The 16291-nt window shown below is 59.3% G+C and carries 14 protein-coding genes; 4 read left to right on the forward strand and 10 right to left on the reverse strand.

Annotated features, from left to right (window positions below):
• Positions 1-53: 53 nt before the first annotated feature.
• The 3 genes from ABEB25_RS16930 to ABEB25_RS16940 are packed head-to-tail and all read right to left on the reverse strand — an operon-like array spanning position 54 to position 1968.
• Positions 54-836, reverse strand: coding sequence for a M14 family metallopeptidase (locus ABEB25_RS16930; protein ID WP_345737614.1), 783 nt, complete (start codon positions 834-836; stop codon positions 54-56).
• 20 nt (positions 837-856) lie between these two features.
• Positions 857-1294 carry a rhodanese-like domain-containing protein gene (locus ABEB25_RS16935; protein ID WP_345737616.1) on the reverse strand — a complete coding sequence of 146 codons (438 nt, stop codon included), beginning with the start codon at positions 1292-1294 and terminating at the stop codon, positions 857-859.
• Entirely contained in the window at positions 1291-1968 is a 678-nt protein-coding gene (locus tag ABEB25_RS16940; RefSeq protein ID WP_345737617.1) for a DUF1573 domain-containing protein, read from the reverse strand. The genes ABEB25_RS16935 and ABEB25_RS16940 overlap by 4 nt, the downstream gene beginning before the upstream one ends.
• 377 nt (positions 1969-2345) lie before the next feature.
• Here ABEB25_RS16940 and ABEB25_RS16945 point away from each other — a divergent pair, with 377 nt between their 5' ends.
• The 3 genes from ABEB25_RS16945 (at position 2346) to argA (ending at position 6656) form a co-directional block, all read left to right on the forward strand.
• Positions 2346-3044 (forward strand): hypothetical protein, encoded by a 699-nt coding sequence (locus ABEB25_RS16945; protein ID WP_345737618.1) that lies wholly within the window; start codon positions 2346-2348, stop codon positions 3042-3044.
• A 151-nt stretch (positions 3045-3195) separates the two neighbouring features.
• Positions 3196-5265 carry an SGNH/GDSL hydrolase family protein gene (locus tag ABEB25_RS16950; protein WP_345737619.1) on the forward strand — a complete coding sequence of 690 codons (2070 nt, stop codon included), beginning with the start codon at positions 3196-3198 and terminating at the stop codon, positions 5263-5265.
• Between the two features lie 74 nt (positions 5266-5339).
• Entirely contained in the window at positions 5340-6656 is a 1317-nt protein-coding gene (gene argA / locus ABEB25_RS16955) for an amino-acid N-acetyltransferase (RefSeq protein WP_345737620.1), read from the forward strand.
• A 45-nt stretch (positions 6657-6701) separates the two neighbouring features.
• On the opposite strand, the gene ABEB25_RS16960 is transcribed toward argA, so the two are convergent.
• The 4 genes from ABEB25_RS16960 to rplM form a co-directional block, all read right to left on the reverse strand.
• Positions 6702-7181, reverse strand: coding sequence for a glycine cleavage system H family protein (locus tag ABEB25_RS16960; protein ID WP_345737621.1), 480 nt, complete (start codon positions 7179-7181; stop codon positions 6702-6704).
• A gap of 146 nt (positions 7182-7327) precedes the next feature.
• On the reverse strand, positions 7328-8533 hold the full coding sequence (locus tag ABEB25_RS16965) for a PQQ-binding-like beta-propeller repeat protein (RefSeq protein WP_345737622.1): 1206 nt from the start codon (positions 8531-8533) through the stop codon (positions 7328-7330).
• A gap of 205 nt (positions 8534-8738) precedes the next feature.
• Positions 8739-9131, reverse strand: a complete 393-nt coding sequence (gene rpsI, locus ABEB25_RS16970; RefSeq protein WP_133796562.1) for a 30S ribosomal protein S9 — start codon at positions 9129-9131, stop codon at positions 8739-8741.
• A 21-nt stretch (positions 9132-9152) separates the two neighbouring features.
• Positions 9153-9587 carry a 50S ribosomal protein L13 gene (rplM, locus tag ABEB25_RS16975; RefSeq protein ID WP_345737623.1) on the reverse strand — a complete coding sequence of 145 codons (435 nt, stop codon included), beginning with the start codon at positions 9585-9587 and terminating at the stop codon, positions 9153-9155.
• Between the two features lie 467 nt (positions 9588-10054).
• Here rplM and ABEB25_RS16980 point away from each other — a divergent pair, with 467 nt between their 5' ends.
• On the forward strand, positions 10055-13822 hold the full coding sequence (locus tag ABEB25_RS16980; RefSeq protein ID WP_345737624.1) for a PAS domain-containing protein: 3768 nt from the start codon (positions 10055-10057) through the stop codon (positions 13820-13822).
• Positions 13823-13913: 91 nt separating this feature from the next.
• Here ABEB25_RS16980 and sucD read toward each other — a convergent pair whose 3' ends face one another.
• The 3 genes from sucD to tmk form a co-directional block, all read right to left on the reverse strand.
• Positions 13914-14819, reverse strand: coding sequence for a succinate--CoA ligase subunit alpha (sucD, locus tag ABEB25_RS16985; RefSeq protein ID WP_345737625.1), 906 nt, complete (start codon positions 14817-14819; stop codon positions 13914-13916).
• A 212-nt stretch (positions 14820-15031) separates the two neighbouring features.
• Positions 15032-15454: a phosphoribosyl-AMP cyclohydrolase gene (gene hisI, locus ABEB25_RS16990; protein ID WP_345737626.1), complete on the reverse strand. Its 423-nt coding sequence runs from the start codon at positions 15452-15454 to the stop codon at positions 15032-15034.
• Positions 15455-15511: 57 nt separating this feature from the next.
• Entirely contained in the window at positions 15512-16231 is a 720-nt protein-coding gene (gene tmk, locus ABEB25_RS16995) for a dTMP kinase (RefSeq protein WP_345737627.1), read from the reverse strand.
• Between the last annotated feature and the right edge of the window lie 60 nt (positions 16232-16291).

The following is a 16291-nucleotide window of genomic DNA, read 5'->3' on the forward strand; positions in this document are numbered from 1 at the left end:
AAATAACACCAGCCCCAGCGCGGACAGCGCCAGCCACCGGCAGACAAGGTTGGTCATTCCCCAGTATTCCCTGCAATGCACATGCCTGACAAGACCGCATTCACAAACTCTACCTGCGCCCTCACCCGCACATCCAGACCAAATTCCGACGGCGTTTCAAACGTCAGCGTCAGCCCGCAGCCCAGTTCATGCAGTACCACGGCTTCCGGCATCCCTGGCAAATGCTTCGGCACCCGGCTCTTGTGGATCACCCCGCCTGCCGCCCGGCTTTCATCAATGCGCCGCCGCCCATCTGGCGGGATCGCCCGCACTCCCGCCAGCATGTCCGGTGCCAGCCGTGGCCGTCCCCGCCTTCCCAGTTCATAGACATAGCAGCCCTGGCCGTCATAGTCTTCATGCAGGCACAGGCCCACAGCCAGCCGCCGCCCCGCCACCACCTGCCGCCACGGCCCGCACACCGCATCTTCCGCCACGTGAAATCGCCGGTTCAGATCCTGCCCCAGATGGTCTACCCGCGTATTGCGCTGCAGCCCATGCGGATTCAGACAGGGAAAAATCAAAAAGCGTCCCGCCCGCAGCCGATCCACATTTTCCTCCGCCCACACCAGCAGCCCCCAGGCAGCCCCAGGCTCATCCCCATGCACGCCGGAGGAAAGATACACGGCTGCCTCCCCCGCCATCGCCCCCTTGGCCCCGGTCTCCAGCCAGCACACGGGAAGATCCTCCACCACCGCCAGCGTCTGCAATCGCACCCCCAGCCGCCGTGCCAGCTCGCGCCAGCGGCGCATCAGCGCGCGGTAACTGTGGGCCTCATGCAGCGGCAGCATCGGTGTCATAGTCAGTCAAAAATGCCTCCTCACTTCTGGCCCGCCACCCAGGCTGGCCAGCCCCCTTTCAGCACATAGCACTCATCCAGCGGCACCACCTCCAGCAGCCGCCGCTTCACCTCCCGGCTCGCCTCACACTTCTCTCCGCCGCAGTAAATGATCACCGGCAGAGTCGTCGTCTGCAGCACATCCAGCAACGCCAGTGACTGCTCCATGAATCCCTGCTCATTCAGCAGCATCGCCCCCGGAATGTGCCCTTTTTCAAACACCTCCGCAGGCCGCGCATCAATCCACAGCACCTTCCCCTGCCAGCGTTCCTGGATGTCTTTGAGATTCACCTCATCCGCTGCCCTGGGGGCATCGCTGACATAGAGTGCCGGTGCCCGCGGGTGCAGCGCCTGGGTCACCCCCGCCGCACCTACCGCCAGCATCAACAACATCAAAGCCTGGATCCAGGGAGACCTCATGGCTGCTGCGACTCCGGTTTCCGATACACGGAGAAAAACGCCATCTGCCGCTGGTATTTCGGAATGGTGCTGTCTGTCTCGATCCTTAACGCCCCCAGCATCACCTCTCCCGTGGACTTCGGACGCAGCGTCACCTCATAGACCCGGCCTGGCTCGATCTCCTTCCAGCTAAACTCGACATTCTCCCGCGTGGAAGTGATGGCCTTGATTTTCATGGGTCCGCTGCCTGTCATCGTCACCCGCGTCGTCTTCGGGGAGGTCTCATCTCCCAACCACCACTGCAATGTCTTCGGCTCGATCCGGATCACCTCCGGCACCTCCAGGACAAACGGGATCACCCACTCCGCCTGCGCCGGATCATCCGTGCGCACATGCACGGTCTTTTCATGCCTGCCGACGAAGCTCGACACCTTAAACTCGGCCTTTCCCGTGCCCATCTCGCCAGGGGCATACACCGCCTTGTCCAGCGATGCACTCAGGCAACTGCACGCGCTTTCGATATCAAGCACCTTTACCGGTTTTGTCCCCTTGTTATGGAACACAAACGTCGTCGTGATGGATTCATCCTCCGGCTTCGGCTTCAGCTCGATCACCGGCACTTCCAGCGCCAGCTCCGCCACCGCCGCCATTGGCAGCAGCCCCGCCAAAAGACCCAGGCATAAAAAAGCTCTCATGTGGAAAAATAAACCTGCCCCCAATGGCTACGTCAACCAGTCCCTCAAAGACGCCCCGGCAGGCGAAATCCATCCTGCCAGTGACGGACCTGCTTTTTGGGAGTGAAAATGATCTTTCCGGCGAGGAAAAGACGCATGATCTTCTGCCATGAATTCTTTTCTACGTTTCTTGCCAAGCCGGATGCTGCGTATCTGGCCACTCCTGGCGCTTGGGGTGGTATGCACCTTTGGGGCGAACTGTACCAGCCGTAAGGCGGCACAGCAGCAGGAGATGGAACGGCAGGCGTGGGAGGCGCGCTCTTGCCTGCCCCAGATCTGAAGCCCCACTTTCCATCCAAGAGTGATCCGATGGGCGGCGGGAATCCGCATGAGCGGATATGAATCTCTATTCACGCCGCGAATTTCGCCTTCACGAAAAAGTCCTGATCGTCCTGACCTTGGCGCTGGGGTACCTGCTGGGACTGACGGGTTGCAGCCTGACCCGCAAAAATACGCAGGGGATGCGGGAGGCCAAGGAGCCCGAGCAAGAGTTTCGCCCTGGTTGGCTGGCAGGGTGCCAGGGGCTGCTGTGGAGTGAGAATGACCACTGGAACCTGAGAGTGATAGATCTCCTGGAGTCCGGCCATCATCTGACGATCCGATTTCCCAAGAACCCTGGGCGCACTCGCCGTGGAGATGCCCAGGTGGCCATCCTGCCGTCGGCTGCCAATTCAGGCTCCCATGCCCAAAGCGTGACCCTGGTGATGCTGACGGGCGTCTTTGATGGAAATTCTGAGGTGATCAACCGAGAGACGCATTTTTCCCAGGACCTGGGCCTGCCCACACAGCTAGTACTGGGCCTGCACGTGGAGAAGCGGGGACCAGGCCCGGAGGTGATGACCTGCACCCTCGGCTACAAACCTGGGCCGGGAGACCGCTACGTGACCGCCGCCGGAGCGGTCGAACTGCCCTGGATGGCGAGGTCCCGTGCGGGCATGGTGGGGCGCGCCCTGCTGTATCCGGTGACGGTGCCGGTGGATGCGGCGGCTTTTCCGGTGGAAAACGGGGCTGCAGTCCTGATGATGCCCAGACGATAGAGGTGACCTTTCTCATCCCTGCCAATGAGCGTGGAACAGAGGGCATCTTCTCGCTGGAAAAGCTGGCCCAACTCGCTGAAGTGAGGGGATGATGATTGCAGGTAAACGCAGGATCCGAAGCGCAGCGTGGGCAACAGGATGGCTGGGCCTCATGGCCGGGGCTGCCCTGGGCCAGACGACGCCGGACCTGACGGCGCAGAAGGCGGAAGCACGTGCGCTGGAGAAGCGGCTGCCTGTGCCGACGCTGGCCCCCAAAGTGAGCTTTGATCTGAGCCCGGCGCGGCAGGAGCGGTTCCAGACCTTCTTGCCCAAAACCTACCGGAAGCTCTCCCAAAGGGAGCCGTTGCAGGTGCTGGTGCTGGGCGATGCCAGCGCGCTGAAAATCCATGAGGGAAAACCGGTGGAGACCTTTCCGGGTGTATTCGCCGAGGCCCTGGCAGCCCAGTTTTACTACACCGGCGGGGTGAAGGTGGGACCTGCGCGGGGGGCCGCCGAAGCGCCGACGATCGGCCTGCGGGTGCTGGCGAGGCCCGGTGGGAGTGTGCTGGATGCGGCGTCGATCCTGCAATCCACAGCCAGACAGGCCCCGGTGGATGTGGTGATGATCTGCTATGGCCAGGGAGATGCGGGCATGCAGCCACCCGCCTTTGCCAGGGCGGTGAATGCAGCGCTGGCGGGGGCGAAACAACTGGGGGCAGAGGTGATTTTATGCAGTCCGTGGCTGCCCGTGGCGGCGCAGTCTGAAAGCGTGCTGGGGCTGACCCGCCCTCTGGCGGATGCGTTGAAAGAGGCCGCACAGGAGCTGGGTGTGCTTTATGCAGACCTGGGGGATCTGTCCCGCCTGCTGACGATTCCCGCACCGGAAACGCAGGATGAGGCGCAGGTGTTTGAGCGGGTGGAGAGTGCTTACCGGGAGTTTTTTCGCCTGGAGGAAGACGGAGGTTTCACCCCGAAGGTGGGTCTGCACCAGGCCCTCGGGCGGCTCATCTACAAAGATCTGCTGGATGCCCCGCCGAGCCTGCCCTGGCAAACCACAGGGGCCAAGGTGAGGCCTGAAGGAGGCGATGGCCTGACGCTGACCTACTCGCTGAAAAATTCAGGAACGAAGGCGATGGAAATCACGGCCCTGCCGCTGATCGCCAGCGGCTGGAAACCCGTGGAAGCGAAAGCGAAGGTGAAGGTGGAGCCTGGAGCCGCCCCAGTGATGACCGTGCGCTATGTGGCCGAAAACGGAGTGCCACCGCTGCAAGAAGCCGTGCTGCGGCTGCCTTTGCTGATCTGCAGCGGCACCTATACCCACGTGGAAACCCTGCGTGCCAGCGTGGAGCCAGTGGGGATCGTGTGGGGACTGGAGACGCAGTTTAACCAGGAGACAGGATTCCTGGCCAGCTGCCAGGTGGTGAATCCGGGCAAGACCTTGATCAAGGGCGACTGGCAGGCGGAATTCGCCGGGCAGAAGCTGACCGGCACCCTGGATCTACCCTCCGAGGGGACCCAGCCCCTGAACCTGCGATTTGACCTGCCCAAGGAAAGCCCGGCGGTGAACCGGGTGCCCCTCAAGCTGACCCTGAATGTCGCAGGACAGACACTGACGGCGACCCGGCAGGTGACCCTGACCCGCAACCTGGGCCTGGACCAGGCGATACCACTGACGGCCACGCCCGGAACCAAATCCCCTGCCCCCGTGACGTTGACAGCAAAGGCCAATGCCAAGGCGCTGACGCTGACCTTCGACCTGCCTGGAGACGGAGCCCTGCAGGATGCGCCTGACGGCAGCGGCCCCTCCTGGCAGGTGGAGATGAATCTGGATGCGCGCAGCTATGGCAAGCGGCTGGAACAAGGCAGCACGGCAACCGTGCGGGCCACCGGCATGGCGGTGGATGGAGCCGGGAAGGTTCATCCAGTGGCAGAGTGGGCCTTTGGCACGGGCTATGCAGCCAACTTTGCCCCCAAGGAATTTCAAGCTGGGCTGAGCACTGGCAGTGAAGGACGGCAGATCACGCTGACGGTGCCACGCAGCTATCTGTATCTACACGAGTGGGCGCTAGACAATGGCAACAGCCAGATGGGCCTGGGCGTGCGGCTGACGCTGCAAGGGACCGAGGGCTATGTGACCTACCACCTGCCACTGACCGCCAAGGCGGTGAATGATGTGGAGGCCCTGGTGGTGCTGGAACTGACAGCAAAACCCACGGCGCGGGCGACGGTGGATGTGGAGTGAGAAAAAGCCGCCGGATGGGGTGCAGCAAGGCCCCTTGATCCTTGCAGAGACGTGGGTTTGCGCGAAACTGTCGGGTGGCAGAGACCGACCCAACCAAACCCGCCCCGCGCTTTGAAGATTTGCGCGGCATCCTCCGTTATGTGCCGCAATTCCGGCAGCGTGTGTTTGTCATCGCCATTGACGGGGCGCTAATGCACCAGCCCGGGTTTGCCAGCCTGCTGCAAGACGTGGCCGTGCTGCAGTCTCTGAACATCGAGGTGGTACTCATTTTCGGTGCCCGGGCGCAGTTGCGCTACCTGGCGAATCTACGCGGTGTGGAGCTGAGCAGCGACGACGGCATGGGCCGTACAGATCCGGCGACCCTCGAGGTGGCCGTGGATGCAATCACGCGCCAAACGAGCGCCCTGATGGCGGACCTGACCGCACTGGAGATGCCTGTGGCAGTCTCCAACGCCCTGGCTGTACACCCCGCCGGCGTGATCAATGGCATTGACCAGGAATTCACGGGCCGGATCGAACGCGTGGACACGGAAACACTGAGTGCGCTGCTGAAGGCGGACATCATTCCTGTCTTGCCGCCTCTGGGTTATGACAGCCGTGGGACAACGCTGCGTCTGAATTCCGACGCCGTGGCCGTGGAGGTAGCGATCGCACTGCGGGCTGCCAAAGTGATTTTCGTCTCCGAAGCGGGCCTCACCGCTCCCGATGGCACCCGACTGGCCCAGATTTCCGTAGCCGGTGCACGGGAAATCTACCGGATGAAGGATCCCCGTCATGATGTGAACCTGCTGTCCAAGCTACGCTACGCGGCCCTGGCCTGCCAGGAGGGCGTGCCGCGCGTACACATCGTGGATGGCAGCCAGGATGAAGCGCTGCTGTCAGAGCTTTTCAGCAACGAAGGCGTGGGCACCATGATCCATGCCGATGACTATCAGCAGATCCGCAAGGCCTATGCCCAGGATGTACCAGCCCTGCTGTCCCTCATGCAGCAGTCCATGGACGATGCCGCGCTGGTGCCACGGACACGGGAGGAGATCCTGGCAAAAATTCAGGACTTCTTTGTACTGGAGGTGGATGAAAACCCCATCGGCTCCGTCGCCGTCCACAGCTACGATGAAGGCGGCAAGAGAATCGGCGAACTTGCCTGCCTGTTTGTTCGGCGCAGCCACAAAAACCGGGGCCATGGCCAGAAATTGGTGGCCTACGCGGAGGAGATCGCCCGCCAGCGCGGCTGCGATGTTTTGGTGGCGCTGAGCACCCAGGCCTTCCGGTTCTTTGAAGAAAAGATGGGCTTTGAAGTCACCACGCCAGATTCACTCCCGGCTCCACGCCGCGAGAAGTATGACATCAGCGGCCGGAATTCGAAGGTGCTGATGAAGCCCCTGAAGTGACCCTCTGGCCAAAGCCAGAGAACCTTCAGCGGAGACACTCGCGTTTCAGTCCTCGGGGGCACCTTCCTCGCCGTGGCCTTCTTCGGCCATGCGCTGAATGATGCCCGAAAGGTACTCGATGTAGCCATGGACGTCCAGGTGGTCCGGCTCAGGTTCGCCGCGGACGGCGTAGAGCCAGCCGACCTCATAGGGATCCGTGCGGACCACGCAGGCGTCCTGCTTGAGGTAGGGATTGCCTCCGGCAAACTGGCCCTGCATGACCGCATACACATCCGAGGCGGCTTTGAATCCTTCCACCCAGCCGATGTTTTTACCTGGCTCCACAGGGTCCCCTTCCTTGGTCGGCCACTCGCAGTCCACCAGCTCGCCCAGCATGCGTGTGGCGAACTTGGTGAAGCCGACTCGCCAGAGACCCGGGTCACCCTCCACTGGGGCCATCCAGTAATGGGAACGGGAGTAACGATAGGCCTCAGGAAAACGGGCGGAAAATCGGGCGTGTTTAAAACGGACGGTCGGGAGGGACATGCGGGCGGCAGAGAACGGTGCGAGAAAGGGCCGTCTATTGGGCGGATGGAAAGTATTGCAAAAAAGAGTGACAGGCGGAGAGCCTTCGCCCCTGCTGCGAAAACAGACAGTTGTTCAAAGGATCTGGCAGGGCTGTGCCCGCAGACTTATTTTCCAAGTGCCAGGCAGACGACGTGCCCTTCGGAATTGCGGGCATAGAGCTGGCCATCGGCCAAAACTGGAGTGCTCCAGCATTTCCCGTTGAGGATCTGGGCACGGGAATTTTCGGTGTACTTTTCAGGGCTGGCTTTGACTTCGATGAGTTCGCCCTTGGAGGTGAGAACCAGGAGACGGCCATCCGCACTGGCGGTGAGCGAGGCAAAACCGACGTCTTTTTCAGCCCACATTTCCTGCCCGTCGCTGAGGCGCACACACTTCATGGCACAACGGCTGTTATGGTCACCATCAATGCCGTAAACATGCCCTTCCAGGACGATGCTGGAATTGAACATGTTCTTGAGAGCCTTGTTCTCCCACACTTTTTCAGGCTCGCCCGCGCCGAGTTTCAAAAGGGCACACCCTTTGTTATACCCGGTGGAGATGAAAAGAGTGTCGCCGGCCAGGATGGGGTCGGCGGCATTGACTCCATAACGCGTGTTCCACTTGAAAGACCAGAGCTGAGCCCCCGTCTTCACATCCACAGCGATGTAGGAATCGCCGGAACCGATGACGGCGAGCTTTTTGCCATTTTGGGTGATGGGATAGGGTGTGGAGTAACCGGCATTGTCCACTTCACTTTTCCAGACGGTCTTGCCCGTCGCCTTCTCGACAGCCATGCCAGCCTTGCCCACATTCAGGATAAGCAACTCATCCTGGACCAACGGTGCACCTGCAAAACCCCAGTCCGGGATATTGGCCTCCGTCTCTTTCTGCACATTCTTTTCCCAGAGAACTTTGCCGGTGGCGGCATCCAGGCAGAAGAGATCACCCCAGCGGCTCAGGTGATAGACTTTGCCATCATCGAAAGTCGGCGTGGCAGAGGTGCCGCCTTCATAATATTTGTCGCCCAGATCTGCGGGATAGCTGTGCTTCCAGAGTTGCTTGCCAGTCTTGGCATCCAGGCAAAAGAGTGTATCCTGTTCATCCGCGTGACCGGTGGTGAGCACACGCTCCTGAGACACGACAAAGGAGGAGAAACCCAGGCCGACTTCGGCCTCCCAGAGAACCTTGGGGTCGGCCTTCAACTGCCAGTCCTTTTCGGCAGAAATGCCATCGCGGGCAGGGCCTCGCCAAACTGGCCAATCGGCCGCAAAGGCAGCAGTGGTGGCGCTGGCAATGAAAAGGAGGCTGGGGAGGAATGGGGTGGCCTTCATGCGTACTTTACTAACGTGCGGAGGGGGGCTTCTGGCAACTGCGGCTTTGAGGCAGCAACGCATTAGAGCGAATTAGGAAATCGAGTCCCGAAACAAGCAAGGCGGCAGGAGTTTGGTTCGGTGCCCTTCCTTCACTCGCACAAAACAAAAAAAGCCCCGCCAAAAAGGCGGGGCTTTGAAAACAACCAACGGAACCAGGAAGCGATTAACGCTTGGAGAACTGGAAACGCTTGCGGGCGCCTGGACGACCTGGCTTCTTACGCTCTTTGGCGCGGGAGTCACGGGTCAGAAGACCAGCCTTCTTGAGAATGCCACGATGCTCAGGATTCACGGTGATCAGAGCGCGGGAGATGCCGAGCTTCACTGCGCCAACCTGGCCGGTGATGCCACCGCCGCAGGCGTTCACGTTGAAGTCAAACTGCTGACGGGTGTTCGTCAGGGCCAGGGGGGTCAGAATCTGATTCTGAAGGGCGACGGTTGGGAAATATTCCTCAAAGTCGCGACCGTTGACGGTGATTGAACCGGAACCGGCCAGGATGTGCACGCGGGCGATGGCGGTCTTGCGGCGGCCAGTGGCGTTGGTGATGGGCTTGCTCATGAAACGTGATCTAAAAAGAAATTAGGCGACCGAGAAAGCCTTCGGGTTCTGAGCCACGTGAGGATGCTCTTCACCAGCGTACACTTTCAGCTTGGTGATGATGGCGTTGCCGAGGCGGTTGTGAGGAACCATGCCCTTGACTGCGCGGTGAACGAGAAGCTCAGGGCGGCGCTGACGGACTTTTTCGACAGTCTCCACTTTCTGGTTACCGATGAAACCACCACGCTTGCTGGTGTAAATCTTCTGAGTCTCTTTTTTGCCAGTCACGCGGACTTTGTCTGCATTGATGACGACGACGAAATCACCCGTGTCCACATGGGGGGTGAAGGTAGGGCGGGTCTTGCCGCGAATAAGGTTAGCGGCAGCCACGGCGACCTGGCCCAGGACTTTGTCCTTGGCATCAATGACCCACCACTGGCGGTTCATGTCTTCGGCTTTGGCAGAGAATGTCTTCATAAGGTTCTTGAGAAAAGCGCGGTGAGTGGCAACGAGCCGCCGCGTTAAAATGAGGGCCGCGAGAGTAAAAGTTTCCCGCGAAGTGTCAAACGGAAACTCGGTCTTATTCACAAAGAATCGCAAACGCAGCCGCCTTCCGCCCTCCCCATCGGGTCAGACCCGAGGCAAATCAAGAGCGATCTTTGAGAATGCACCGCTGCATTCACCTTCTTTTGGGACCTGTAAAAGCTCTTTCGGCAGCCACGTCTTATCTGAAAACACCTAAGACAGAAAAAATCATACTTTTTAGATACCGAAATAAAGTGCGCTATCGGCCTAGCATACGCTAAACCAAGTGATGCGAAAGAACCGGGCATCCTTTCATGGCCGTCTTCTGACGACTCCCGAGGGCCTTCGATGGGGCTGCTGGGATACTGCCATCGACTTTCCGCCCGCTGTTTTGATCTGCTGATTTCCTCCCTGTTTTCATGAAGGCAACGCCCCCCATCAATGAACCCCGACGCCTGAGGGCTTTGCAAGAGTATGCCATTCTCGACACTCCCTCGGAGCCGGAGTTTGATGCGCTGACGAAACTGGCTGCGAGCCTTTGCAGCACCCCGATCTCCACGATCACCCTGGTGGATGATGCCCGGCAGTGGTTCAAATCCAAGGTGGGGCTGGAGGTGGATTTCATTCCCCGTGAGGCGGCCTTGTGTGCCTACGCGCTGGAAAATGAGGGACTGCTGCTGGTGCCCGATACGCTGAACGACGAGCGGTTTGCCCATAACCCACTCGTGACCGGTGACCCCAAAGTGCGCTTTTATGCCGGAGCACCGCTGGTGACGCCTGAAGGAGAAACCCTGGGAACCCTGTGCGTGGTAGATGTGGTGCCCCGTGAGCTGACCGAGTCCCAAAAGTACGGCCTCGAGGTGCTGGGACAGCAGGTCATGACGCAGTTGCAGTTGCGGCGCCAGTTACGCCAGCAGCAGCGCACGGAAGCCGCGCTGAAAGAGAGCGAGGAACGCTGGCAGTTCGCCCTCCTCGGCAGTGATCTCGGGGTGTGGGACTGGAATGCGGCAACCGGCGAAGTGTTCTATTCCGAAATTTGGTGCAGCATGCTGGGCCATACACAGGCGGAGATCAGCAACCGGTTGGAGGAATGGACGGGGCGGATACATCCAGACGACCTGAAAGCCACTCTTGAATTGGTCCAGGAACATTTGGCAGGCAAAACCCCCCACTACGTCTCCGAACACCGCCTGCGGGCCAAAGACGGTAGCTACCGCTGGATCCTGGATCGCGGCAAGGCCATTTCCCGAAACGAGGCTGGGCGGCCTGTTCGGCTGGTGGGCACCCACACAGACATCACCGAACAGAAGCGGGCAGAACAGGCCCTGCAGGCCAGCGAGGCCACCATGGCGGCGGCCCAGCGTATCTCGCGCTTTGGCAGTTGGGAGATGGACTTTGTGGGCTTGGGCACCCCCACAGCCTCCACCTTGCGGTGGTCTGACGAAGTCTTCCGCATCGCCGGGTTTGAGCCCGGCGAGGTAGAGCCGACACATGAGCTTTTCTTCAGCATGGTGCCGGTTTCAGACCATGAGCCGATCCGCCAGGCCGTCTCACAGGCCATCCGTGAGCAGCAACAGTACTCCATCATTCATCGCTTCATCCGGGCGGATGGGCAGGAACGCATCCTGCATGAAACGGCCCAACTGTTTTACAGCCAGGGAAATGCCCAGCCGACCAAGATGATCGGCATTGTCCACGACATCACGGAGCGCAGGCAAGCGGAAGATAAGATTCACCGGCTCAACCGGCTATACGCGGTCTCCAGCAGCATCAATCAGGCGATTGTGCGGCTGCAGAGCACGCAGGAACTTTATGAGCAGGCCTGCCGCATCGCCGCTGAACTGGGCGGCCTGCGCATGGCCTGGTTGGGCATGGTGATGGCGAACGGGGACAGGATGTCTGTGATGGCAAGGCATGGCCATGACGCAGGTTTTCTGGCGTCGGTGGAGATGGGGCTTGGCTCCCTGCCAGCCGTAGGCGGCCTTTCCATGCGTGCCTACCATGAAGACAGGATCGTCTTCAGCAACGACTTGGCGGCAGACCCGGACACCCAGGTCTGGCAGCAGCAGGCGCGGGACAGGGGCTACTGCTCCTGCGCGGCCTTTCCTCTCCGCGTATCAGGAAAACCAGTGGGCGTTTACACCGTTTACGGAGATCATTCGGACTACTTCCAAGAAGAAGAACTCGCACTGCTGAGTGCCCTGGCCAGCAACATCTCCTTTGCCATCGAAGCCCGCCTGAAAGAGGAGCAACGAGTGCAGGCGGAGGACGCCTTGCAGGAATCGCAGCTAAGTTTCCAAGAGATGGCGGAAAACATCGGCGAGATCTTTTACAACTACGATGTCATCCACCAACGGCTACTCTACACCAACCAGACGTATGCTGGAATTTGGGGCAGATCCTGCGACAGCATTTATGCAGATCCCACCTCCTATCTCAAATACATCCATCCTGATGACCTAACTGCCGCAGAAAGGGCCTTTGAACTCCAGCAAGCCGGGCAAGCCACGAATGTGGAGTTCCGCGTGATACGCCCGGATGGCAGCCAATGCTGGGTGCATGAGCATGGCGTTCCCGTGATGGACGCCGAAGGCAGGGTGGAACGTATTGTGGGAACCATGCGTGACATCACGGAACGCAAGCTGGCGGACGAACAGATCCGCGAAAGCGAAGAACGCTTCCGCCTGCTTTCCAAAGCCACCAATGATGCCATCTGGGATTGGAACCTACTGACGGACATGATCTGGTGGAACGATGGCCTGGAAACGCTTTTTGGCCATCCAAGAAACCAGATTGCGCCCACGATACGCTCCCTGTACGACCTCCTTCATCCCGAGGAAAAAGCGAACATCATGGCCAGCATCCACCATGCAATTAACAGTGGGGAAGAATCCTGGATGGCCGAGCACCGCTTCCGCCGTCAGGACGATCAGTATGCCCATGTGATGAACCGCGGATACATCATCCGCGACGCCGATGGCAAGGCCGTGCGCATGATCGGCGGCATGACAGACCACAGCGAGCGCAAGAAGCTGGAGCAACAGTTCCTGCGCGCCCAGCGCATGGAGAGCATCGGCACCCTGGCGGGAGGCATCGCGCATGACCTCAACAACATTCTGGCACCAATCATGATGTCCATCGAGATCCTGCAAATGGATGAAACCAGCAGCCGTCGCCTCAGCATCCTTTCAACCATTGAGGCAAGTGCCCGGCGGGGAGCTGAGATGGTCAAACAAGTCCTGTCCTTTGCCCGAGGAGTCGAGGGACAGCAATTAGAACTGGATGTGGGCCACCTGGTCCATGAGGTGGAAAAGATCGCCAATGAGACTTTCTTTAAAAGCATCACCATCCACACCCAGATCGAAAAAGACCTGTGGACTGTGCATGGAGATCCCACCCAGCTCCACCAGGTGCTGATCAACCTTTGTGTCAATGCCCGCGATGCTATGCCCCAAGGCGGCATGCTGACTCTCTCTGCCTGCAATCGGCGGATGGACGAACACTACGCCGCCATGAACCTGGAGGCCGTACCGGGCCCTTACGTTGTCATCCAGGTGGAGGACACCGGCACAGGGATCAAACAAGATGTTCTGGAGCGCATCTTTGAGCCGTTTTTTACCACCAAGGAACACGGCAAAGGCACAGGACTCGGGCTTTCCACGACCCAGGCCATCATCAAGAGCCATGGAGGCTACATCCGTGTTTACAGTGAGGTGGGCGTGGGCACTCGTTTCCGGGTCTACCTGCCTGCCCCCGCAGAATCGGCCTGCGCTGAAGACTGCGAACTCGCAGCAGAACTGCCACGTGGACAAGGAGAGATGATCCTGGTGGTGGATGATGAAGAAGCCGTGCGCAACATTACCCAGCAGACCCTGGAGGCCTTCGGCTACCGGGTGCTCACCGCGGCTGATGGGGCCGAGGCGACGGCCCTCTACGCGGCGAAAAAGCAGGACATTACCGTCGTTCTGACTGACATGATGATGCCGGTCATGGATGGCCCGTCCACCATCCCGGTCCTGATCCGCATGAACCCTCACGTCCGCATCATCGCCGCCAGCGGCCTGAATGCGAACAGCATGGTGGCCAAAGCCATGAATGCCGGAGTCAAACATTTCATCCCCAAACCCTACACCGCCGAGACTTTGCTGACGAAGCTTCGAGATATTTTGACGGAGCCTGCCATCTGACGATCCAGTAATCACCACAGCCTACTAAAAAGCGCATCCTGGTCCCAGGATGCGCTTTGAAAATCACGGCGGAAAATTGCCGGGCAATAACTTACTTGCCCCACACTTTCAGCAGAGCCGCAGCCATGTCGGCAGGGGAATCAGCCACCGAGATGCCACACTCCGCGAGAATGCGCTTCTTAGCTTCGGCGGTGTCGTCCGCACCACCGATGATGGCACCCGCATGGCCCATGCGGCGCCCTGGAGGGGCGGTAGCACCGGCGATGAAGGCGGCGATGGGCTTCTTGATGTTGTCTTTCGCCCAGAGACCGGCTTCCACTTCGGCATTGCCGCCGATTTCACCGATCATGATGATGGCTTCGGTTTCAGGATCTTCATTGAACATCTTCAGGATGTCCAGGTGGTTGGTGCCATTCACCGGGTCACCGCCGATGCCGACGCAGGTGCTCTGGCCGTAACCGCGGGTGGTGAGCTGCCAGACGGCCTCATACGTGAGGGTGCCGGAGCGGCTGACGACGCCGACGTTGCCGCGCTTGTGAATGTAACCCGGGGCGATGCCGATACGGCAGCCACCGTGAGATTTCTCACCCAGACCTGGGGTGACCAGACCGGGGCAGTTCGGGCCGATGAGGCGGGTCTTGCTGCCTTTCATGGCGGCCTTCACGCGGATCATGTCATTGACAGGAATGCCTTCGGTGATGGCGACGACGAGGTCCAGACCTGCATCCACACCTTCCAGGATGGCATCCGCCGCAAAGGGAGGCGGCACAAAGATCACACTGACGGTGGCTCCGCTCTGCTTGGCGGCCTCGGCCACGGTGTCATACACAGGCACCTTATGGCTGCCGTGATCGAAGGTCTGGCCGCCTTTGCCAGGGGTCACACCGGCCACGAGCTGCGTGCCATAATCAAGCGATGCCTTAGCGTGGCGGGAACCGAAGTCCCCCGTGATGCCTTGGACGAGAATGCGGGTGTTTGTGTCAACGAGGATGGCCATGATGGTGAGGGGGCGTAAAACTGGGCTGCCCAGGCTTGGGCACGCCATCATAGAAACTCGGCACGCAGCGTCAAGGAGCGGTCCTGAATAAAATCATTCCCTTTTGGAGGATCGCCCCGGCAGTCGGGATCTTTGACTGATTCATACCCTAAAACAAAACCGCCGTCCCTTTCGAAAGGACGGCGGTTTAAAATTCGAACCAGGGGACGAGCCTACTCCACCATCGCCAGCTTCACCAGTCCGCCCTGTTTTGGGGCCACTACTTTGCGGTAAAAGCAGTTGTTGCGCTTGGTGTGGCAGCAGCCGCCGCCGTGCTGGATCACCCGTAGGATGATGGCGTCCTGATCGCAATCCGTGCGGATTTCGACGACTTCTTGGAATTCACCACTCGTCGCCCCTTTGTGCCAGAGCTGCTTGCGGCTGCGGCTCCAGTACACGGCCTGGCCTTTTTCCAGGGTCATGCGCAGGGACTCCTCGTTCATGTAGGCCAGCATCAGTGCCTCGTCGGTATGAGCATCCACGGCCATGGCTGCGATGAGGCCATGCTCATCGAACTTGGGGGCAAAAACGAGGCCTTCTTCGATGGCCAGCTTGCTTTCTCGGGGACCGAACTGGTACGGGGTGGTGGTTGTCATTGGGGGCGAAGAAGATACGCGACTTTGCCAAAACCAAAACGCTTTTGTCGGCTAGTTTCACGCTCTAACGGGTTCATATTCTTCAGCCAATTGCTGGCCTCCAAAAAAGAGTTTCGCCGTATTTTCAGCGTCAAGACCAATCTCGCCAGAATGCTTTTCTATCTTCTGTAGGGCAATTTTCTGAAATGCCTGTAAAGCTTTAGGAAATGTGATTCCTATTTGACCGCTCGCGTCTAGCAAAATAGCGTTCTTGTGCTTATCCGCCAACATCAGAAAGATCCGTCGAGACTCCTCCAAAGCTGCTTGAGCTTCAAACAAGTTTGGGCTGTCTCCTCGGCTCCTAATGCGACTTAGCCCTAATTCGACGTCGACATCTAAAACTAGCACTAGGTCAGGGACAGGAGCAAAAATCTCATTTTCTATAATGATTTGATCTGCATCTGCACCCCTTGCCCCCTGGTAAGCGGCAGTAGACCAATAATATCTGTCCAAAATAACGATATTTCCTTCGACTAGCGCAGGCATTATCGATCTTTTGACATGATCCTGGCGGTCCAAAGCAAAGAGTTCAAGCTCCCGTTTCAGGGTTAATCTTCCAGCTTTTGCAGAAGCCCTGAGCTCTGTCCCCCACTTTAGCCCAGTGGGCTCTTTTGAGATAACGCAACCAAGTCCCCTTTCTCCGCACCATTGCGCAAGCAGAGAGGCGACGGAAGTTTTTCCGGCTCCGTCGACGCCCTCAACGGCAATTAATAGACCTCCTGGGATTGGTCGAAACATATAAAGCGTGCAGTCTATGCGCAGGATTCGTCAAGACAACAGCCGATTGGAAAAAGTGAA

The sequence above is a fragment of the Prosthecobacter algae genome, from assembly GCF_039542385.1.
Lineage (GTDB): Bacteria > Verrucomicrobiota > Verrucomicrobiia > Verrucomicrobiales > Verrucomicrobiaceae > Prosthecobacter > Prosthecobacter algae.

Excerpts from the sequence above, each read along its gene's own strand:
- ABEB25_RS16930 (WP_345737614.1), bottom strand. The coding sequence starts at position 836 with ATGACACCGATGCTGCCGCTGCATGAGGCCCACAGTTACCGCGCGCTG.
- ABEB25_RS16935 (WP_345737616.1), bottom strand. The coding sequence starts at position 1,294 with ATGAGGTCTCCCTGGATCCAGGCTTTGATGTTGTTGATGCTGGCGGTA.
- ABEB25_RS16940 (WP_345737617.1), bottom strand. The coding sequence starts at position 1,968 with ATGAGAGCTTTTTTATGCCTGGGTCTTTTGGCGGGGCTGCTGCCAATG.
- ABEB25_RS16945 (WP_345737618.1), top strand. The coding sequence starts at position 2,346 with ATGAATCTCTATTCACGCCGCGAATTTCGCCTTCACGAAAAAGTCCTG.
- ABEB25_RS16950 (WP_345737619.1), top strand. The coding sequence starts at position 3,196 with ATGGCCGGGGCTGCCCTGGGCCAGACGACGCCGGACCTGACGGCGCAG.
- ABEB25_RS16960 (WP_345737621.1), bottom strand. The coding sequence starts at position 7,181 with ATGTCCCTCCCGACCGTCCGTTTTAAACACGCCCGATTTTCCGCCCGT.
- ABEB25_RS16965 (WP_345737622.1), bottom strand. The coding sequence starts at position 8,533 with ATGAAGGCCACCCCATTCCTCCCCAGCCTCCTTTTCATTGCCAGCGCC.
- rpsI (WP_133796562.1), bottom strand. The coding sequence starts at position 9,131 with ATGAGCAAGCCCATCACCAACGCCACTGGCCGCCGCAAGACCGCCATC.
- rplM (WP_345737623.1), bottom strand. The coding sequence starts at position 9,587 with ATGAAGACATTCTCTGCCAAAGCCGAAGACATGAACCGCCAGTGGTGG.
- ABEB25_RS16980 (WP_345737624.1), top strand. The coding sequence starts at position 10,055 with ATGAAGGCAACGCCCCCCATCAATGAACCCCGACGCCTGAGGGCTTTG.
- sucD (WP_345737625.1), bottom strand. The coding sequence starts at position 14,819 with ATGGCCATCCTCGTTGACACAAACACCCGCATTCTCGTCCAAGGCATC.
- hisI (WP_345737626.1), bottom strand. The coding sequence starts at position 15,454 with ATGACAACCACCACCCCGTACCAGTTCGGTCCCCGAGAAAGCAAGCTG.
- tmk (WP_345737627.1), bottom strand. The coding sequence starts at position 16,231 with ATGTTTCGACCAATCCCAGGAGGTCTATTAATTGCCGTTGAGGGCGTC.